10 protein-coding genes are annotated in these 21,262 nt (G+C 71.0%); 8 read left to right on the plus strand and 2 right to left on the minus strand.

What is annotated here, in order from left to right; genetic code table 11:
- The first annotated feature begins 5 nt into the window (after positions 1-5).
- Positions 6-2,243: a DUF5682 family protein gene (locus QM708_RS08105; protein ID WP_415106529.1), complete on the plus strand. Its 2,238-nt coding sequence runs from the start codon at positions 6-8 to the stop codon at positions 2,241-2,243.
- Positions 2,240-3,418, plus strand: a complete 1,179-nt coding sequence (locus QM708_RS08110; RefSeq protein WP_415106532.1) for a VWA domain-containing protein — start codon at positions 2,240-2,242, stop codon at positions 3,416-3,418. Before QM708_RS08105 ends, QM708_RS08110 begins: the two co-directional genes overlap by 4 nt.
- A gap of 328 nt (positions 3,419-3,746) precedes the next feature.
- Here the strand turns inward: QM708_RS08110 and QM708_RS08115 are convergent, their stop codons facing one another.
- Positions 3,747-4,613: an EamA family transporter gene (locus QM708_RS08115; protein WP_415106535.1), complete on the minus strand. Its 867-nt coding sequence runs from the start codon at positions 4,611-4,613 to the stop codon at positions 3,747-3,749.
- A 216-nt stretch (positions 4,614-4,829) separates the two neighbouring features.
- Between QM708_RS08115 and QM708_RS08120 the strand changes: the two genes are divergently transcribed.
- Positions 4,830-6,080 carry an ATP-binding protein gene (locus tag QM708_RS08120; protein ID WP_415106537.1) on the plus strand — a complete coding sequence of 417 codons (1,251 nt, stop codon included), beginning with the start codon at positions 4,830-4,832 and terminating at the stop codon, positions 6,078-6,080.
- A gap of 100 nt (positions 6,081-6,180) precedes the next feature.
- On the opposite strand, the gene QM708_RS08125 is transcribed toward QM708_RS08120, so the two are convergent.
- Complete coding sequence (locus tag QM708_RS08125; protein ID WP_415111353.1) at positions 6,181-7,578, minus strand: CCA tRNA nucleotidyltransferase; 1,398 nt, start codon at positions 7,576-7,578, stop codon at positions 6,181-6,183.
- 77 nt (positions 7,579-7,655) lie between these two features.
- Here QM708_RS08125 and QM708_RS08130 point away from each other — a divergent pair, with 77 nt between their 5' ends.
- The 5 genes from QM708_RS08130 to QM708_RS08150 all read left to right on the plus strand — a co-directional run bounded on the left by QM708_RS08130 (position 7,656) and on the right by QM708_RS08150 (position 21,240).
- Complete coding sequence (locus QM708_RS08130; RefSeq protein ID WP_415106540.1) at positions 7,656-9,620, plus strand: DUF6049 family protein; 1,965 nt, start codon at positions 7,656-7,658, stop codon at positions 9,618-9,620.
- Positions 9,621-9,622: 2 nt separating this feature from the next.
- A complete protein-coding gene (gene murJ, locus QM708_RS08135) occupies positions 9,623-13,111 on the plus strand; it encodes a murein biosynthesis integral membrane protein MurJ (protein WP_415106543.1) in 3,489 nt (1,162 codons plus the stop codon).
- 132 nt (positions 13,112-13,243) lie between these two features.
- Positions 13,244-14,215: a thioredoxin-disulfide reductase gene (gene trxB / locus QM708_RS08140; protein WP_415106546.1), complete on the plus strand. Its 972-nt coding sequence runs from the start codon at positions 13,244-13,246 to the stop codon at positions 14,213-14,215.
- 66 nt (positions 14,216-14,281) lie between these two features.
- The gene (locus QM708_RS08145; RefSeq protein WP_415106549.1) at positions 14,282-15,022 is read left to right on the plus strand and encodes a HEAT repeat domain-containing protein; all 741 of its coding nucleotides are present in this window, start codon (positions 14,282-14,284) and stop codon (positions 15,020-15,022) included.
- A 551-nt stretch (positions 15,023-15,573) separates the two neighbouring features.
- A complete protein-coding gene (locus QM708_RS08150; protein WP_415106552.1) occupies positions 15,574-21,240 on the plus strand; it encodes a SpaA isopeptide-forming pilin-related protein in 5,667 nt (1,888 codons plus the stop codon).
- Positions 21,241-21,262 lie beyond the last annotated feature (22 nt).

Genomic DNA, 21,262 nt, shown 5'->3' on the forward strand with positions numbered 1-21,262 from the left:
GTCCGATGGCCGACGTCCACGTGCTCGGGGTGCGCCACCACGGGCCCGGCTCCGCCCGCGCGGTCGCCGAGGCCCTGGACGCGCTGCGCCCCGATGTCGTGCTCATCGAAGGCCCGCCCGAACTGGACGCCCTGATTCCGCTGGTCGCCGATCCCGGCCTGCAACCGCCCATCGCCGCGCTGGTCTACGCGACCGACGACCCGCGGTGGGCGACGTTCTATCCGCTGGCCTCCTTCTCACCGGAGTGGGTGGCGATGCGATGGGCGTCGGGTCACGGCGTCGCCCAGCGTTTCCTCGACCTGCCCGCCGCGCACGCGCTCGCGCTCGACAAGCAGCACGCAGAGAAAGACGAGGACGCCGGCTCCGAAGCGCCGGTGGCGTCCGCCGACCCGATCGGGGCGCTGGCGCACGCGGCCGGCTACGACGACCCCGAGCAGTGGTGGGAGGACGCCGTCGAATCGCGGGCCGGTTCGGCCCTGGAACGGTTCGCGGCGCTGCGCGAGGCGATCGCCGAACTGCGGCATGACGAGCCCGAACGCGACCCGGGGCGTCCGGACAACCCGGTGCGCGAGGCGGCGATGCGCCGCGTGCTGCGTGAGGAGATCAAGGCCGGGCGCGAGCGAATCGTGGTGGTGTGCGGCGCCTGGCATGCGCCCGCCCTGGTGCCGGACGCCTTCCCGCCCATCAGCCGCGACCAGCAACTGCTGCGCGGGCTGCCGAAGGTGAAGACCTCCGCGGCCTGGGTGCCGTGGACGGCCGACCGGCTGAGCTATGCGTCCGGGTACGGAGCCGGTGTCGACTCCCCCGGCTGGTACCGGCACCTGTTCGAACACTGGGCGTCCGGGGCCGATCATGATCCGGCGATGAGCTGGCTGGTGCGGGTGGCGCACGCGTTGCGCACCCAGGGCATCGACGCCTCCACCGCCTCGGTGGTCGACGCCAGCCGTCTCGCGTCCGCGCTGGCCTCGTTGCGCGGGCGTCCGGCAGCCGGGCTCAGCGAATTGCAGGACGCCGCGCTGAGCATCCTCACCGACGGCAACCCGTACCCGCTCGCCCTCGTGCGCGAGTCGCTCGTGGTCGGGCGCGACCTCGGCACCGTTCCGGCGTCCGCGCCGCTGGTGCCGCTGGCCGCCGACCTGGCCACATGGCAGAAGGCGACCCGGCTGAAGCCGTCGGCGACCAGCCAGGTGATCACGCTCGATCTGCGCACCGTCGCCGGACGGGCCCGCTCGCGTCTGCTGCACCGGCTCGCCGCGCTCGGCGTCGCGTGGGGGCGTCCGGCCAGCACGGGCCGCAGCACCGGCACCTTCAAGGAGCAATGGGAGCTCGCATGGCGCCCCGAGTTGGCGATCGACCTGGTCGAGGCCAGCCTGTTCGGCACCACGATCGAGTCGGCGGCGATGGCGTTCCTCGCCCGCAAGGCGCGGTCGGCCTCGTCGCTGGCCGAACTCGCCGAACTGGTCAACGTCTGCCTGCTCGCCGAGATCGGCGTCCACGACGTCGTCGCCCGCCTCGCCGAGCACAGCGCCCGGCACACCGACGTGCCCGGGCTGCTGGCGGCCGTCCGCCCACTCGCCGAGGTGAGCCGGTACGGGTCGGTGCGCGACATCGACGTCACCGAGGTGGACGCCGTGCTGCGCACCCTGGTCGCGCGCGGCACGGTGGGCCTGCCGGCGTTCGCGACCTCGCTGGACGCCGACGCGGCGGCCGAGTTGGTCGGCAAGATCGACGACGCGCACGCCGGCCTCACCCTGCTGCAGGACGACGGCCTGCTCGACCCGTGGCTGGCCTGCCTCGCGCTGCTCAGCGAACGCGACCAGACCCCGGGCATCCTCGCCGGGCGCGCCACCCGTCTGCTGCTCGACGCGGGCCACCTGGACGCCGGCCGCGTGGGCGTCCTGATGGGGCTGCGGCTCTCCCCCGCGGTGGAGCCCCGGGACGCCGCCGGCTGGCTGGCCGGGTTCCTGGCCTCGTCGGCGGTCGTGTTGGTGCACGATCCGCAGTTGCTCGCACTGGTGGACGCCTGGGTTGCCGGCGTCGATGCCGAGGCGTTCGATGATCTGCTGCCCCTGTTGCGCCGCACGTTCGCGGAGTTCTCTCCGCCCGAGCGGCGCATGCTCGGCGAACAGGTCTCGCGGGATGCCCGCGCGTCGGGCGCCCCCGAGACGATCTGGAACCTGGAGGCGGCCCTGCCCGCGCTCGCCGCGGCGGCCCGGATCTTGTGGAAGGAGGAGGCGCGATGAGTGAGGTTCCCGATCGTCTGACACGGTGGCGGCTCATTCTCGGCGCGGGGGAGGCGGACGGGGTGACGCACCACGGCGGCCAGTTGTCGCTCAGTGCCGATGATGCGGACCGGGATCGGGTGCTCACCGACCTCTACGACGGCAGCCGGCGGGGCGGGCTGGGCGGATCGCGGCCGAAGGTCGCACGCTGGCTGGGCGACATCCGCACCTATTTCCCGTCGTCGGTGGTGCAGGTGATGCAGGGCGATGCCATGGAGCGCCTCGGCCTGCGGCAACTACTGCTGGAACCGGAGATGATGCGGGCGGTGCAGCCCGACGTGGCGCTGGTCGCGACCCTGATCGGACTGACCGGCGTGATCCCGGAGCATTCGCGCCAGACGGCACGCCAGGTGGTCCGGCAAGTGACCGACGAACTGGAACAACGCCTGCGCGCCCGGACCGTGCAAGCGGTCACCGGCGCACTCGACCGGTCGGCCCGCACCAGCCGTCCGCGACTGCACGACGTCGATTGGAACCGCACCATCGCGGCCAACCTCAAGCACTATCTGCCGGAGCATCACACGGTGGTCCCCGAGCGCCTCGTCGGCCATGCGCGACGGCAGTCGCAGGTGCAGCGCGAGATCATCTTGTGCATCGACCAGTCGGGATCGATGGGCGAGTCGGTCGTCTACTCCAGCGTGTTCGGCGCCGTGCTGGCCTCGCTCCGCGCGGTGCGAACCCGCCTGGTGGTGTTCGACACCGCCGTGGTCGACCTGACCGACGACCTCGATGATCCGGTGGATGTGCTGTTCGGCGTCCAGTTGGGTGGCGGCACCGATATCAATGGCGCGCTCGCCTATTGCCAAGGCCAGATCACCCAGCCCGCCGAGACGATCCTGGTGCTGATCAGCGACCTGTACGAGGGCGGCATCGCCGAGGAGATGCTGCGCCGCGCGCAACAGATCGTCGGCTCGGGAGCAACCATGATCGCCCTGCTCGCGCTCGCCGACGACGGACGCCCCTCCTACGACGCCGAGCACGCGGAGGCGCTGGCCGGCATCGGTGTCCCGGCGTTCGCCTGCACGCCGGACTTGTTCCCCGACCTGATGGCGGCCGCGATCCAGCGCCAGGACATCGGCGCCTGGGCGGCCTCGCACGACATCGTCACCTCCCACGCCGACGCGCCGTCATCGTGACGGCAACGCCGACGTTCTCGTCGGCCGGCTCCCTTTCGGCCAATGTCGTTGAGTCGCCGCCGGGCGTTGACCGTGCTCCCGGGCCCGTTCCTGTCGGCCACCCACCCTTTCGGCCAATCGGACTCGGCAATGGTCGTTATCGGAGCGGTCTCCGGGCGGCATCGGCGGTCGGGCCAAGAAATGGTCATTATCGACCGCGATCTGGAGCCGTATAACGACCACGCGTCGGCCCTTCCCTTGAAACACGCCGATCACCCGTCTGAAAACGACTATTTCTTGGTCCGACTGCCAGGCGCGGGTGAGGCGGTGCCTCGTGAGGCCGCTGGCGCTACTTCACCGGTTCCTCGGTGCGCACCACACCCACCGAGGCGGCGACGACGCACGCCATCGCGATGATCTCGGCCACGCCGAGGGTCTCGCCGAGCAGCAGGAACGCGAACAGCGCGGCGGCGGCGGGTTCCAGGCTCATCAGGATGCCGAAGACGCGCGGCTGAATGCGGCGCAGCGCCACCATCTCCAGGCCGTAGGGCACCACCGACGAGGCGAACCCGATCGCGACGCCGATACCCAGCACGCGGGCATCCAGCGGCGGCAGTTCGCCCAACGCGATGACCACCGGCGTGAACAGGGCCGCGCCGATCCACAGCCCGACGGTCAGGCCGGTCACGCCGGACCAGCGGCGCCCGGTGGGCCCGGCGAGCAGGATGTAGCCCGCCCACAATGACGCCGCTGCCAGCGCCCAGACGACGCCGACGATGTCGTGCGATGAGGGGCCGAAACCCAGCACGACCACGCCGATCGCGGCCAGCCCGACCCACAGCAGGTCGCGGGCACGGCGCGAGTGCGCGACCGAAACCGCGAGCGGGCCCAGGAACTCCAGCGTGACGGCGAGCCCGATCCCGATCCGCTCGATGGCCAGGTAGAACGTCACGTTCATGCCGACCAGGCACAGCCCATAGGCCAACACCCAGCCCCAATCGGACAGCGCCCGCCCGCGCAGTTTCGGCCGGGTGATCGCGGCGAGAATCAGCGCCGCCGCGACCAGGCGCACCCAGGCCACCGACAGTGGTCCGGCGCTGGAGTAGAGATCCTTGGCCAGCGACGACCCGACCTGCACCGACGCGATCGCGATGAGGACCAGCAGCACCGGCGACGCGACGATCCGCCCGGCCCCGCCCCGCATTCGCTCGTTCACCGCGTCCCACCATTCACGACAGCCGAGCCTACGACACCGCCGCCGGCCGGATCCCACCGGAAGGTCACCGCAAGATCCGGGTGCGCCTGCTCACCACCATCGCGCAGTGAACGACAGGGGCACCTCGGCGCCAAGCACGGCGAAATCCTGCTCAAGGTATAGTTTGAACTCTGCTCAAGGTATAGTTCAGACCCTGCTCAAGGTACAGTAGAGCCCATGGTCTATCAGTCGCGCGTGCTGGATCGACAGCTCGACGAGCTGATCACCGTCGCGCCCGCCATCGCGATCGAAGGGCCCAAGGGGGTAGGGAAGACAGCAACAGCACTCCGCCGCGCCGCCACCGCCTGGATGCTCGATGACCGCGACCAGCGGCAGGCCCTCGACTCCGACCACACCCTGCTGGACGCCCACCGCGGAACGGTCCTGGTCGATGAATGGCAACGGCTCCCGCACGTGTGGGACGCCGTGCGGCGGCGTGTCGACGACGGCGCCCACCCCGGGAGCTACCTGCTGACCGGCAGCGCGAGCCCCGCCTCGGCCGAAGGCACTCACAGCGGGGCGGGCCGCATCTTCTCCCTGCGCATGCGGCCGATGGCGCTCCACGAGCGCGGCCTCTGGAAGCCCACGGTGAGCCTGGCCCGGCTTCTGGAGGGCTCCGCCGAGAAGATCGAAGGCACCACCCCCTTGACATCGAGGGACTACTTCGAGGAGATCACCGCCAGCGGCTTCCCCGGTATCAGGCCCCTGCCTCCTCTCTATCGCGAGGACATGCTGGAGGCCTACCTTCAACGCGTGGTCGACCGCGATCTACCCGATCTCGGGTTCACCACGCGCCGTCCGGAGACGCTCCGGCGGTGGCTCGCCGCCTACGCGGCGGCCTCGTCGACCACCGCCAAGTACTCCGAAATCCTCGACGCGACCACGTCCGGCGACGGCCATCAACCGACCAAGATGACCACGATCAGCTATCGCGATCATCTGACCCAGCTCTGGCTGCTCGATCCGATTCCGGGGTGGAGCCCAAGCCTCAGCCCGTTCGCCCGGCTTCAGCAAGCACCCAAACACCACCTCGCCGACCCGGCACTCGCCGCGCGCCTGCTCAACCAGAATGCCGAGACTTTGGGCTCACCGCGCGGCGCACACCTGGCCGGCCCACTGTTCGAATCACTGACCACGTTGAGCGTCCAGGTTGCCGCGCAGGCCGCCCGAGGACGGGTCGGTCACCTTCGGACCAGGAACGGCGACCGTGAGATCGACCTGATCATCGAAGGTCGCGCCGGCCAGGTGCTCGCCATCGAGGTGAAGCTCACCGCTTCCCCAACCGACGCCGACGTCCGGCATCTGCTCTGGCTCAAGCAGCAGATCCCCGGCCACATCGCCGACCTGGTCGTGGTGACGACGGGTCAGCACGCCTATCGACGCCCCGACGGTGTCGCCGTGGTACCCCTCGCGCTCCTTGGCGAGTAAGCACCCGGCAGCCCCTCACCATGTCACTCGACTGGCAGATGAGTGACATGGCTGGACGATCATGTCACTGAAGTGGGGTTCTCGTACGGCGCCCTATCGCTCAGGCGTCGCGCTCGGCCCACCAAGCCAGCAGCGCCTCGCGGGCGGCGTCCGAACTCATCGGGCCGTCGTCGAGGCGCTTCTCCAGCAGGAACCGGTACGCCTGGCCGACCAGCGGCCCGGGCGCGATGCCCAGGATCGCCATGATCTGCTCACCGTCCAGGTCGGGCCGGATCGAGGCCAGTTCCTCCTGCTCGGCGAGCGCGTCGATCCGCCATTCGAGTTGCTCGTAGGCGGTGCGCAGCCGGTTGGCCTTGCGGGCGTTGCGGGTAGTGCAGTCGGCTCGGGTGAGGATGTGCAGGTGTTCGAGCTGGTCGCCGGCGTCGCGGACGTAGCGGCGGACGGCCGCATCGGTCCAGTCGGCGTCCGCGTAGCCGTGGAAGCGCAGATGCAATTCGACCAGCTTGGTCACCGCGGCGATCACATCGTTGGAGTAGCGCAGCGCGGTCAGCCGCTTGCGGGTCATCTTGGCACCCACCACGTCGTGGTGGTGGAAGGTCACCTTGTTGCCGGCCTCGAACCGCTTGGTGCGCGGCTTGCCGATGTCGTGGAAGACCGCCGCCAGCCGGTTCACCAGATCGGGTGCGTGCCCACGCGAGCGCTCCAGGTCGATGGCCTGCTCCAGCACGGTCAGGGTGTGCTCGTAGATGTCCTTGTGGCGGCCGTGTTCGTCGACCTCGCGGACGAGCGCGGACACCTCGGGGATCACCCGGTCGGCCAGCCCGGTGCGCACCAGCAGATCCAAACCCGGACGCGGCACGTCGGCCAGCAGCAGCTTCGACAACTCGTCGCGCACCCGCTCGGCGGAGATGATGTCCAGCCGTTCGGCCATCGCCGTCATCGCCTCGACCACCTCGGGTGCGGCGGTGAAACCCAGCTGGGCGGTGAACCGGGCGGCGCGCATCATCCGCAGCGGATCGTCGGAGAACGACACCTGGGGCGGCGACGGCGTCCGCAGCACGCCCGCGGCCAGGTCGGCCAGGCCGCCGTGCGGGTCGGCGAAAGCGCCGGTGACCACCGAGAGCGCCATCGCGTTCACGGTGAAGTCGCGGCGGGCCAGGTCTCCGGTCAGCGTGTCGCCGAACTCGACGGTCGGCTTGCGCGAGGCGGGATCGTAGGAGTCGGCCCGGTAGGTGGTCACTTCGACCACCCATTCGCCGGACGCGTCGCGCAGCGAGGCGCCGATGGTGCCGAACTCGCGGCCGATGTCCCAGGTCGAGGAGGTCAGCGTGCGCAGGATGGCCTCGATCGCGTCGGGCCGTGCATCGGTGGTGAAGTCGAGGTCGTGGACGCCGCGGCCCATCAGGGCGTCGCGGACCGGCCCGCCGACCAGATGTACGTCGTGGCCGGCGGCGGCGAAGGCGTCCGCGACGCGGCGGATCACAGGGGTCGCCAGCACCGCATCCTCGAGGGACTGACGCTGGTCGACGGTGAGGCTGAGCACGATCAACCAGTTTACCGGCCTACGATGGGCGGGTGACTTCGACCCGGACCGGCCATCGCCGCGCCCGGCTCGTGCCCCGCCTCGCGGGCGTGCTCGCCGCGGCGGCGACCGTGCTCGGCCTCGTCGCGACCACCCCGCTCCCCGCGTCGGCCGCGACCACGGGCGCCACCGTCACGCTCACCCGCGCCGACATCAGCGGCGGACGCCTCATCCTCAGCGGCACCGTGACGAACAGCGGGACCCGGCCGCTCACCGACGTGACCGCGACGCTGTGGCGCTCGTCCAGCCCGCTGCGCTCGGCGGCGGCGGTCACCGGCGCCCTGACCGAACAGACCACCACGCCCGGCACCGCCGCGGTCGTCGACGGCGCCAATCGCGACACGGTCACCGTCCGCGGTGTCGCACTCACCCCCGGGGATTCGCGGCCGTTCACCGTCTCCGGCAGCCTGTCCGCGCTCGGCCTGAGCAGCACCGATGCCAGTTTCTGGGTGGGCGTCGACGTGAGCGGCCGCCAAGGCCCGGACGCCGCCACACACCTGGCCGGCGACCGCACCCTGGTCAGCCGGCCGGACGCCACCATTCCGGTCGCATCGATCGCGGCCCTGTCGGCGCCGCCGCGGCAACTCAAACAGAACCTCTTCGCCGACGACAGCTTGGCCGGCGAGGTCGCGGGCGGACGCCTCGACGCCCTGCTCACCGCCGCCGAAGCCGGCGCCGGCTGGCTGATCGACCCTTCCCTGGTCGCGGAGCTGACCGACATGGCCGACGGCTACCGGGTGCAGACCGCCGACGGCAATACCGCCGGCACCGGCGCGGACGCCGCCCGGGCCTGGCTCGACCGGCTGGCCGCCCTGCCCGAACCGACCGGCATGGCCGGGCTGTTCGGCACACCCGATCTCGGCGCAGCCGCCGCGCTGGGCGATACCGACCTCGCTGAGGCCACCGACCGCGCGACCAAGGCCGTCGCCCTCCCTCCCCTCGCGCCGGTGGCCGTGCTGCCGCAGACGGACGCCGCGAGCCTGCGCGCCGCGCGCGGCCGTCCGGTGCTGACTCCCGCACCCGGAGCCGACGCCGGCGCCGGGGCCGAGCATGTCGTCGCCGAGGCCGACGGCGTCCGGATCGGGTTCACCACCGCCGCCCAGCCGCCCGCGCTGACCTCACCGGTGCTGCGCGACACCGATCTCAACCGCCGCAACGCGCGCACGGCACTCGCCCGCGCCAGCGGCGGCCAGATCACCTGGCTGACCTCGGCCGAGGACGTGACCGCCGACGCCGCCCCGCTGCCGACCGGATTCGTCCGCGCCAGTCTGGCCGAGGTGTTCGCACGCCCGGCGCAGGCGTGGACGCCGCCGGAGCGCGCCGACCAGGACGGTCCGCTCGACGCCGAACGGCTCATCCGCGTCCGGCAGCTCGCCGACACGCTCACCCTGTACGGCCAGGCCTCCCCGCAGGCGGGCGTGGGCGAGGTGGCCGACGCCCAGCAGGCGCGGGCGGCGTCCGGGTGGTGGATCGGCCACCGCGACCAGCAGGACGCCTGGCTGGACGCGATCGACCGGCGCCTCGGCTTCCCCGGAGGCGACCTGGTCAGCCTCACTACCACCTCACGCTTCTCGATGACGGGGGCGACCAGCGAGTTCCCGGTCACTCTCACCAACCACCTCCCCGACCCGGTGGAGGTGCGCATCGAGGCGGTCTCCGACAATCCGCAGCGGATCCGGCTACTCGCTCCCGAACCCCTCACGGTGGCACCCGGGGCATCCAGCACGGCGATCCTGCAGGCGGAGGCGTCCGGCGGCGGCGTCGTGGAGGCGTCGCTGCGTGCGACCACGCGGGACGGCCGTACGCTGACCCCTGACGTCCGCGTGATGGTCGAGACCACCAATTTCGGCACGATCGGCTGGGTCATCGTCATCGTCTCGGGGATGACGCTGGTGGTGACGACGGCGATGCGGATCAGGCAGGTGCGCGCACGACGGACGCACGCGACGGAAGGGTGAAGATGGCTGACGGCACGACGGCGCCGACGTCCCGCAGGCTGCTCAACGCGACGGCCATCATGGCGTCCGGCACGCTGATCAGCCGGGTGCTCGGCTTCGTGCGCGCGGGCCTGCTCGTCATCGTGCTCGGCGCGACCACTCCGCAGGCCGAGTCGTTCTCGCTGGCGACGGTGGTGCCCAATTCGCTCTACATGCTGGTGGCCGGCGGCGCGCTCAACACGGTGCTGGTGCCCCAGATCGTCCGGCACGCCAAGAACGACGACGACGGCGGCGAGGCCTTCGTCAACCGGATCATGACCGCATTCCTGGTGTTGCTGGCGGCGGTGACGGTGCTCGCCACCGTGCTCACGCCCGCGGTGATCTCGCTGTGGAGCAACGCGACCTGGCGCGAACCCGCGAACGCCGCCCACTGGCACCAGTTGCTGTTCATGGCGTTCCTGACCATGCCGCAGCTGTTCTTCTTCGGCGCCTTCTTCCTGATCGGGCAGGTGCTGAACGCCCGCGACAAGTTCGGGCCGATGATGTGGGCGCCGATCCTCAACAACGTGGTCGGGGTGGCTGTGCTGGGCCTCTACTTCGCGATCTGGGGCAGCAACGCCAACCCGGCCGAGCCGTTCACCGACGCCCAGGTGGTGCTGCTCGGCCTCGGTTCGACGCTGGGCATCCTGGTGCAGACGCTGGCCCTGATCCCGTCGATGCGCGCGGCGGGCGTCCGCTACCGGCCGCGCTGGGACCTGAAGGGCCAAGGGCTGGGGGCGACCTTCCATCTGGCCAAGTGGATGCTCGGCTACGTCTTGTTGACCACCGGGGTGCAGATCGTGGTGACCAACCTGGCCACCAGCGCGACCGGCGCCGCGCAGGGCGGCGCGGGGATCACCGTCTACAACACCGCCTACCTGGTCTGGATGCTGCCCAGCAGCCTGCTGACGGTCTCGCTCGCCACCGCGATGCTGCCGTCGGCGGCCCGGCTGGCGACCGCGCACGACATGGCGGGCGTCGCCGCCGAGACGACACGGACGCTGCGTCTGGCGCTCACCTTCCTGGTGCCCGCCTCGTTCGCGTTCGTCGCGCTCGGCCTGCCGTTCAGCCGGCTCGCCTTCGGGCATGGCGCCAGTGCGGGCGGCGGCTCCAGCGCCATCGGCTTGACGTTGATGGCGCTGGCCGTCGGTCTGATCCCCTACACGATCCAATACGTCTATCTGCGCGGCTTCTACGCACTCGAGGACACCCGCAGCGCCTTCTTCCTGCAGCTGGCGATCTCGCTGGTGAACATCGCCGCCGGCGTCGGCCTGGTCGCGCTGTTCGACGATCCGATGACCGTCGCGCCCCGGCTCGGCCTGGCCTACGCGCTCGCCTACACGGTGGGCGCCTGGCTGACCCTGCGCGCACTGCGCCGGAAGCTGCCGGGACTGTCCGGAGGCGAGCTGATGCGCCATGCCGGCCTGCTCAGCCTGGCCGTGCTGCCCGGTGCGGTGCTCGCCGGGGTGCTGACCTGGGTGACCCGCGATGCCGGCTTCGGCGTGACGCTGGCCGCGTTCGCGTTGTCGGCCGTCGTCGCCGGGCTGGTCTTCGTCCTGCTCGGCCGGCGCCTCGGCATCGAGGAGATCTCCGGCATGATGCGGGTGCTGCGCCGTCGTGGCGGCTCCGGCGCCGAGCCCGAGGTGGCCTCCGAGGCGTCCGGAGACACCCGAGAGGACGACGCCCCGCTGGACTATCCCGAGGTCGGGGCACGACCCGAGGCGGCGCCCGCCGTCGAACCCGGACCGGCCACGGCACCCGGCCAGATGCTGGACGGCCGGTTCAGCCTCGGCGAACCGCTGGCCCGGCGCGGGGGAACCGTCACCTGGCGCGGCTGGGATCTCAAACTGTCCCGGCCCGTGCTGCTGCACGTGATGGATCCGGACGCCCCGCGCGTGCTGGAGATCCTCGACCAGGCCCGCCGCGCCGCGCCCGCGGTGGACAGCCGCTTCCTGCGGGTGTGGGACGCCGTGCTGGACGAGGGCGGCGGCCACGGCAGCTACATCGTGTGCGAGTACGCGCCGGGCCGCACGCTGGAGTCGCTGCTCCGCAACGGTCCTCTGGACGATGTCGAGGCCGCCTGGGTGGTACGCGAGGCGGCGGCCGCGCTCACGACGACGCACGCCCAAGGCGTCCATCACCAGCAGCTCAACCCGTCCACGGTGCTGATCACCACCAGCGGGGCGGTCAAGATCGTCGGCCTGCTCATCGAGCAGGCGCTGCATCCGCGCCCCGGCATGGGTGATCCCGCGGCCGCCGACGCGCGCGCCCTCGGCGAGCTCCTGTACGCCGGGCTGACCGGCCGCTGGCCTGGACCGACCCGCTACGGATTGCCCGCCGCGCCCGCCGACGCCCAGGGACGCGTGGTGCCGGCCCGCGCGGTCAACCAACAGATCCCGGTCGAGCTGTCAGACATCGCCGACCGCATCCTCTCCCTCGTGCCGCGCGGCAACGCGACCCGGCTGGAGTCGGTCGCCGACATCGCCGCCGCGCTCACCGCGGTGCTCGCAGGTGCGGACGCCTCCTCGCGCCTGGAAGAGCTCGTGCAGGCCCGCACCCAGCCGCCGGGCGCAGATCGCGACCTCGTCCACGAGGAGCAGGTCTGGGACGCCGACGGGGTCGCGGTCGACGACGAGATCACCGACGTCATCGACGTGCGGGGCGATGCCGCCAGCGCGCTCGCGGCGCGCCCGGACGCCGTGCCGGCCGCCCCCTGGGGTTCGGCCGACAACGCCGACGACGCCACCGAGGCCTTCTGGCCGCTGCGCGACGACGACCCACACCCGAGCGGACCGTTCACGCCGATCCCGCCGCCGGCCTCGTCCTCCCCGTCCACACCCGACGTGCCGGACATGCGCGTCACCCAGCAGGCGCCCACCCAGGATCCGCCGCGACGCTGGCAGGCCGTCCTGCTGCTCCTGTTCGCGGGCGTCCTCGTCGTCAGCCTGATCGCTGTGTTCGTCCAGCAGTTCAACCGCGCGAACACCGCGCCGCCCGCACCGGCAGCGCCGTACGCGCTGGTGTCCGCACGCGACTTCGACCCGACCCGCGACGGCGGCGACGGCCGCGAGAACCCCGATCGGGCGCGCTACGCCACCGACGGCGACCCGGGCACCGCCTGGCAGACCGAACGCTACGGCCGGTCGGCCACCTTCAACGGGCGCAAGCCGGGGGCCGGCGTGGTGGTCGATCTGGGCGAGCCGCGCTCGATCGGCTCGGTGTCGGTGAATGTGGGTAGCGGGCCGACGTCCGCCGAGGTCCGGATCCCCCGCGATCCCGCGGCGGCGTCCGCACCGATGGACACCCAAGGGTCCTGGCGGCGGGTGGGCGGCTTCCAGGCGTCCACCGGCGACATCCAGGTGCGGATGGAGGAGCCGGTCACGGCCCGGTTCGTCCTGGTCTACCTGACCACCCTGCCGCGCGAGGGCGCCAACTATGTGGGATCGGTCCACGAGATCAAGGTGAACGGCTGATCGCCGGCGACGCGCATCGTCCGCGACCGCGCTGAGGAATCCCGCTGCGGAATAATGGGCGGACGCCGGGGGTTGCTCCGGCGCACCCCAACTCCGGCGGCGAGGCCGTCCAGCGACCCAAGGATTTCTTTCATGAGCGACGTGCGCGAGGTCATCATCATCGGCTCCGGCCCTTCGGGCTACACCGCGGCGATCTACGCCGCGCGGGCGAGCCTTCACCCGCTGGTGCTCGCCGGCGCGGTGGACGGCGGCGGCGCGCTGATGACCACCACCGAGGTGGAGAACTTCCCCGGCTTCCCCGAGGGCATCCAGGGCCCCGAGCTGATGATGAATATGCGCGCGCAGGCCGAGCGGTTCGGCGCCGAGATCATCGACGACGACGCCACCGAGGTCGACCTGACCGGCCCGGTCAAGGTGGTCAAGGACTCCGACGGCAACGAATACCGCGCCAAGGCGGTCATCTTGGCGATGGGGTCCGGCTACCGGCGCCTGGGCGTGCCGGGTGAGGACGAACTGTCCGGCAAGGGCGTGTCGTGGTGCGCGACCTGCGACGGCTTCTTCTTCCGTGACAAGGCGATCGCCGTCATCGGCGGCGGTGACTCGGCGGTCGAAGAGGCGACCTTCCTGTCCCGCTTCGGCTCGTCGGTGACGATGGTGCACCGCCGCGACGAACTGCGGGCGTCCAAGATCATGGTGGACCGCGCCGAGAACGACCCGAAGGTCGGCTTCGCGTGGAACGCGGTGGTCGAGTCGATCAACGGCGAGCGGTCGGTGGAGTCGCTGACCCTGCGCGACACGATCACCGGCGAGACCCACGAACTGCCCGTGCAGGGCGTCTTCATCGCGATCGGCCACGACCCGCGTTCCTCGCTGGTCGCCGGCCAGGTGGAGCTCGACGCCGCCGGCTACGTGCTGACCAAGCCGGGCTCGACCCAGACCAGCCTCGCCGGCGTCTTCGCCGCGGGCGACCTGGTCGACCACACCTACCGCCAGGCGATCACCGCCGCCGGTTCGGGCTGCTCGGCCGCATTGGACGCCGAGCGCTACCTCGCCGGTCTCGCCGACGCGGTGCACACCGACAAGGCGTTCGCCCGCGCCGAGTGACCTGCGGCCCGCCGCTTGACCCTCACGCTACGTGAGGGTTCACACTCGCTGTCAGGAGGACAACTCATGACCCACGACACCACGTCCCATCTCGTCTCACTGCTGACCCACCCCGATGGCACCGAGCGCCGCCAGGCGGCGTTGCGCCTCGGCGCATCCGGCGACCCGGAGGCCGCCGCCGCGATCGTCGCCCGGCTGGATGCCGAGGCGGATTCCTGCGTGCGCGAAGACCTCACCTGGGCCACCGTGCAGCTGATCGACGCAGCCCTGCCCGACGTGGTCGCGATGCTCGGCAGTGACGAGCCGGACGCCCGCCGCACCGGCGCCCACGTGCTCAGCAAGGTCGGCAACCCCGACCACTTCGAGATGCTCGCGCCGCTGGTCGCCGACGCGCACGCCGATGTTGCGATCAAGGCCTACCGGGCGGTCGCCAACACCGGGCGTCCCGAGGCGGTCGCGGCCCTCGCCACGCGCCTCGGCGACGGGGATGCGCTGCAGCGCGATGCGCTCACCGCGGCCTTCGTCCGCTGCGGGGAGGCCTCGGTGCCGGTGCTGATCGACGCGCTGTCCGATCCGGACGCCGGCGTGCGGGCTCATGCCGCCGAAACGCTCGGCGACCTGGGCGAGACGGCGGCGTCCGCCGCGGACGCGCTCGCGGCACGGGCCGGCGACCCGGACGTCACCGTGCGCGTGGCCGCGACGTCCGCCCTCGGCCAACTGGGCGAGGCGTCCGCCGCTCATCTGAGCCGCCTGTCGGCGTCCGCGGACGCCACCATCGCCGCGATCGCGTCCCGCTTCACCCGCTGACCGCCCCCCGCGACACTCACTCCTCGCGTCCACGACGCTCACGCCGACGAATTGAACCGTTGCCTACGAAATTTCGTGCGCAACGGTTCATTTCGTGTGCGCGAGCGACAACGGACGCCGCGTGCGGCGATATAGCGATCTCGCCTGGGCTGAGACGCCCCCTCCATTTCGCGCATCCGTTCGCTAATCTTTCCCCGGCCATAGCTCGGCGAGCGTCGATCGAAAGGGCGCAGTTGCGAGACGGTGTGTTCGCACGAATCGGCGGGGCGTCACCCCCATTTCTCCGCCGGTGTGTTTCGCTTGCCCTCAGCACCCTCATCCTCGTCACCGGTCCTGCTCTGACTGTCCCCACGACTTTTCCCGGTTCGCCGTATACCGCCGCCGCTCACGGCAGCGACGAAACGGCCACGCCCCGTCCGTCATCCGCCGCACCGGAATCCGCGGCTAGCGATCCCAGCCCGACGGCCACCGAGGTTCCGCCCACCGCGTCCCCGGCGTCCGAGCCCGACAGCGGCGAAAGCCGGCGCCCCGACCCGAATCCGCCCCAGGCGGTGGCCGAGCCCGCGCCGGCCGATGCCGGCCCCCGCGCGCCGATCACGATTAACCAGGACGCCGCAGCTCCCGGCATCGCCAAGGAGGACGCCGCCGAGCACCCGGCGCCCGCCGCCGATGTCGGCGCCCTCCAAGGCATTTCGCCCATGGCGCTCCCGCTCGTCTGCTCCCCGACGGAGCGACGCGGCACCGAGCGCTACTGGTTCTTCGGTAACCAGGCGGGGATCGACTTCGGCGCCACCGGCAGCAACCCGGGGGTGGCGTTCCTCGGCAACCGGAACACCTCCGAAGGCTCCACCGTCATCACCGACGAGCAGGGCAACCTGCAGTTCTGGTCGAACGGCCAAAGCGTTTTCGATCGCCACGGGGACGTGATGCCCAACGGCACCGGACTCCTCGGCAATGCGTCCGCCACCCAGACCGTCGCCTCGTTCCCGGTGGCGGGCCAACCGGGCAAGTTCTTCCTCGCCACCACGAGCACCGATATCAACAGGAGCGCCAACGGACGCCTGCACTACTCGATGGTCGACATGACCCAGAACAACGGGTTGGGCGCGGTCACCCTCAAGAACGTCGAACTAGGCCTCGCAGGCACGGCGTCCGAGGCGATCACCGCGGTGCCCAATGCCACCGGTGACGGCTACTGGGTGCTCACCAACACCAACAATTCGCCCAATATCCTGGCCTACGAGTTCAATGCCAACGGCCCGGTGACCGGGCAACCCGTCGTCAGCGTCATGCCCACCAATAACGGCAACCGGTACGGCACGCTCGCCTTCAACGCCGACTACACCCAGCTGCTGCACCTGACCGCCGCGGGGAGCGGCACCGCCGGCAGCTCCTCCAAACTGCGCCTGCTGAGCTTCGACGCGGAAACCGGTGCGATCGAGCAGCGCCTCGAGTGGCAGATGCCGATGGGGGCAGGCACCGGCCGGCATGGGTATGCCGCCGACTTCTCTCCGTCGGGGGAGTACGTGTACGCCACGAAGATCTTCGACACCTCACGGCTCTACCGGTACCGCATCGCGGGAGCCACCACCGCGGCCGAGGTGAAGGCGTCCGAGCTGTACCTCGGCACGATGGGAAGCCAGGGCGGCCAGGTGCGCCGGGCACCGGACGGGCGCATGTACGTCGCGAACACCGGCGGAACCGCGCTCAGCCTGGTGACCGATCCGGACGCCGCAACCCCGACCTACGCCCAGAACGGCTTTCCGCTGCCCGCCGGCGCGGCGAGCCAAGGCGGCTTGCCGCAGATGGTGACCGGCTGCCCGCCGGTGACCCGGTCGCTGCGCGTGACGAAGCAGACCACGGCCACGTCCGCCAGCCGCCTCGGCGACACGGTGAGCTACACCGTCTCCGTCCGCAATACCGGCGCCGGCGCCTACAACAGCGCCGTTCCGGCACACGTCGTCGACGATCTGAGCGAGGTGCTCGACGAGTCGACCTGGGTGGGCGCGTCGGCCAAGCTCGCCTCCGATCCCACCGGGCCGGACGTCGGCACCCTCACCTTCGACCCCACGACGAAACGGCTGCGCTGGTCAGGGACGCTGGCGGTCGACGCCACCGTCGACATCACCTACACCATCACCATCGGCGACGACCTGGACGGCGTGCTGCGCAACATCGCCTGGGTTCCCGAAGACCCCGCCCATCCGTTGAAGCCCGACTCCTGCGCGGCCGGCGACGACTCCTGCGCCGAAACGGTGACGAGGATGCCCACGCAGGCCCTGGTCTGCGCCGTCGACCCCCGGCGTGCGACCGAACGGTTCTGGTACTTCGGCGGCCAGGCCGGAATCGACTTCGGGGCCGCCGGAACCAGCGCCCAGGCCTTCACCGGGAACCGCATCGCGAACGAAGGCTCCACGGTGGTCACCGACGTGGAGGGCAATCTGCAGTTCTGGTCCAACGGCCAACAGGTGTTCGATCGCAACGGCGACCTGATGCAGAACGGGGACGGGCTGACCGGCAATGCCTCGGCCACCCAGACCGTGGCGTCCTTCCCGATGCCGGGCCACCCAGGACGATTCGGCCTCGTCACCACGAGCACCGACGTGAACCAGACGGCCAAGAACAGCCAGCTGCGCTATTCGGTGGTCGATATGACCCTGAACAACGGGCTCGGCGCCGTGACCAGCCAGAAGAACGTCCCGCTCGGCCCGGTGAACTCCGCCTCCGAGGCGATCACCGCGGCGCCCAACGCGACCGGTGACGGCTACTGGGTGCTGACCTACACCAACGGCTCCCCGAACGTCCTCGCCTACGAGTTCAACGCGGACGGCCCGGTCACCGGCCAGCCGGTGGTCAGCGTCATGCCGACCAGCAACGGCAACCGCTACGGCACGCTCGCATTCAACGCCGGCTACTCCCAGCTGGTGCAGTTGACCTCCTCCGGAACCCTCGCCACCCCCGGGTCCACCACGGTTCGCATGCTGCACTTCAACGCCGCCACCGGCAAGATCCGGCAGCGCTACGCCTGGCAGTTGCCGACGGGCGCGAACACGGGCCGGCATGGCTACAACGCCGAGTTCTCACCGGCCGGCGACTATGTGTACGCCACCAAGATCTTCGACACCGGACGGCTCTACCGCTACCGCGTCGCCGGGGCCACCACCGAGGCCGAGGTGAAGGCCACCGAGCAGCTCGTCGGCCCGATCGGCGGGTACGGCGGTCAGGTGCGCCGGGCACCCGACGGCCGCATGTACGTCGCCGACAACGGCGGATCGGCGCTCAGCATCGTCCGGTCTCCCGACGCGGCCGATCCCCAGCACGTCGCCGGCGGGTTCGCGCTCCCGTCGGGCGCGGACAGTCGTTTCGGTCTGCCCCAGACCGTGACCGGCTGCCCGCCGGTCACGCCGTCGGTGCGCATCGACAAGCAGACCACGGCGGCGTCCGTGATCCGCCCCCGGGACACCGCCAGCTACACGATCACCGCCACCAACAACGGTTCCGCGGCGTACACCGCCGGCCATCCCGCCCGCCTGCTCGACGATCTCTCCGACGTCGTGGACGACGCCACCTTCGACGGTGCCGCCCATGCCACCATCGACGGCGTCCCGGTGGCCGCTCCGACCTGGGACGCCGCATCGAAGCGCCTGGCCTGGAGCGGACCGCTGGCGATCGGGAAGAGCGTGGTCATCACCTACCAGGTGCGAGTGAACCGCGTCAGCGACACGGCGATCCGCACGCTCAAGAACGTCGCCTGGGCACCGAAGGACCCCGGAAACCCCAGCCTGCCGGCCACCTGCGAGGCCCCCGTCCCGGGCCAGCCTGCCAGCACCGGCGCGGGCGAGCCGTGCGCCCTCACCATCACCCAGCTGCCGCCGCCCCCGCCGAGTTTCCTCGACAGCTGCCGGGCCACCACGTTCGACACCAACACCGAGGGCTGGATGGTGCGCTCCACCACCAACGGGAAAGCCGACTACACCGCACGCCGGCCGGCGACCTGGCGAGCGAATGACGGATTCCCCGGCGGAGCCATCTACACCGGTGACCTCGACGGTCAATGGACCGAGTTCGTCTCCCCCAATCTCGCCACCTCCGGCTACGCCACCGATTACGGCCATCTGATCGGGACGAGCTTCGGTTACGACTACCGGTACGTTCCGCAGAGCAACGGACAGCTGTACCCGATGTACGTGACCCTCGAAAGCACCACCGGGGAGTGGCTGTGGACCCCCGTCACCGATCAGGTGCGGGGTGCCCGGCAGTGGACGCGCGTCAATGTCGAGCTGGATCACACGAAGTGGCGCCGGCTGACGAGCATGAGCAGCCGTTCTGGTCCGTCCGGTGCCCCGGCGACGGCCGAGGAGTTCGCCCGCGTGCTGGGCAACCTCAAGCAGATCTATTTCGGCGCCGAGGGCGTCTACGGCTCCGAAGACAGCTTCCTGGACAACTTCGGCACCCTCTGCAACCCACAGTTGAACCTGGCGAAGACATCGACTGCCACCGCCGACAGCCGCCCGGGGGACACCGTCACCTACTCGGTCATCGCCGGCAATACCAGCGCCGGTGACTTCACCCTCACCAACCCCGGACACGTGATGGACGACCTCACCGGCGTCCTGGACGACGCCTCGTTCAGCGGTGAGCTGCGGGCGGTGGTGGTCGACGCCAACGGCGCTCCGGTCCTCGAGAACGGCCACCCGGTCACGCGAGGAACGGTGACCTTCGATCCGGCCACGAAACGCATCCATTGGACCGGCGCGCTGATGCGGCGCGAACGGGTGCGGATCAGCTACGACGTGACCATCGGACAGCTGGCGGACGGCGCCCTGCGCAACTTCGCCTGGATCCCGGAGGATCCCGCCACCCCCGACAAGCCGACCGCGTGCGCCGCCGGCGACGATTCCTGCGCCGAGACGGAGACCCTGCTGCCCCGCTTGGAGGTCACCAAGACCGCCGACGTCACCGGGGTGCCGGCCACCGGCCAGCAGGTCACCTACACCATCACGGTCACCAACCGCGGGCCTGGCGTCTACACCGGCACCGCCCCCGCCAGCCTGACCGACGACATGAGCGCCGTGCTGGACAAGGCCACCTTCGCCCCGGCGACGATCACCGTCACCTCCGGCGCCACCGAATTCGACCCTGGCCAGCAGCGGCTGAGCTGGCGTGGCGCCCTGGGCCTCGACGAGTCCGCGGTGCTGCGTTACACCGTCACCTACACCGGTGCCAACGCCGCGGGCGAACGCACGCTGTTCAACCAGGTCTGCGCCGACGGGCGCGGCATGCTGCCCGGACGGCCGAGCTGCGCGCCGGTGAGCGTGCCGGCCGCCGACCTCGAGCATTGGAAGACCGTCTCCCCGAGCGCCGATCCCGTGCTCGCGGGCACCACCGTGACCTACCAGCTGCACTTCCGCAATATGGGTGACGTGCCGGCCACCGTGAACATGGTCGACCATCTCAGCGGCGTCCTCGACGACGCCGACATGCTGGGCGATCCGCTTGCCCCCGCCGTGTTGACTGTGACGCAGGCCGGCAACCGGATCTCGGTGACGGGCAGCCTGCCGGCCGACGGCGTCCTCTATACGGTCGAGTACCGGGTGGAGCTGAAACCCGATGGGCAGCGTGGCGACGGCGTCGCGGTGAACTTCCTTCTCAACAACGGCGAGGTTCCTCCGATCGACGGCTGCCAGCCGAGTCCACGCCTACCAAACTGCACGTCGACGACGGTCGCCGCGCACCTGGAGGTGCAGAAGCGGGGGCAGAGCCCGGACGGGCCCCAACCGGTGGCGGGGGCCGAGTTCGCAGTGTTCCCCGACGACGGCGGTCAGGCGGCCGACTCTCCGCTGACCAGCCCCGCGCTCACCCCCGGGGACACCGCGGGCCTATTCCGGCTGACCGGAATCCCGGTGGGCAGCTACTGGCTGCGCGAGGTGCGCGCGCCCCAGGGGCATTCGCTGCTCGCCGAGGACGTGCCCTTCGAGATCACCAGCAGCGGGGCGGTGCTGGTGCACGGCAACCATCCCCAGGTGACGGTGAGCGACGAGAACGGCATCTGGCGGATCACCGTGACCGACGCAGAAGCCCTCCGGTTGCCGCTCTCCGGGGGCGCCGGTCGTCTCACCTGGGCCGTCGGCGCGCTGATCCTGCTGCTCGGAACCGGTCTGATCGGCATCCTCCGGCGCGCCTCGGCGCGCACTCGGGCCTCGGGCTCGCCGCGATAGGCCCCGGCTTTCTCTCCGGCCT

The sequence above is a fragment of the Propioniciclava sp. genome (assembly GCF_047602245.1).
Lineage (GTDB): Bacteria > Actinomycetota > Actinomycetes > Propionibacteriales > Propionibacteriaceae > Propioniciclava.

Coding starts and splice junctions, on each gene's coding strand:
- QM708_RS08105 (WP_415106529.1), top strand. CDS start 6: ATGGCCGACGTCCACGTGCTCGGGGTGCGCCACCACGGGCCCGGCTCC.
- QM708_RS08110 (WP_415106532.1), top strand. CDS start 2,240: ATGAGTGAGGTTCCCGATCGTCTGACACGGTGGCGGCTCATTCTCGGC.
- QM708_RS08120 (WP_415106537.1), top strand. CDS start 4,830: ATGGTCTATCAGTCGCGCGTGCTGGATCGACAGCTCGACGAGCTGATC.
- murJ (WP_415106543.1), top strand. CDS start 9,623: ATGGCTGACGGCACGACGGCGCCGACGTCCCGCAGGCTGCTCAACGCG.
- trxB (WP_415106546.1), top strand. CDS start 13,244: ATGAGCGACGTGCGCGAGGTCATCATCATCGGCTCCGGCCCTTCGGGC.
- QM708_RS08145 (WP_415106549.1), top strand. CDS start 14,282: ATGACCCACGACACCACGTCCCATCTCGTCTCACTGCTGACCCACCCC.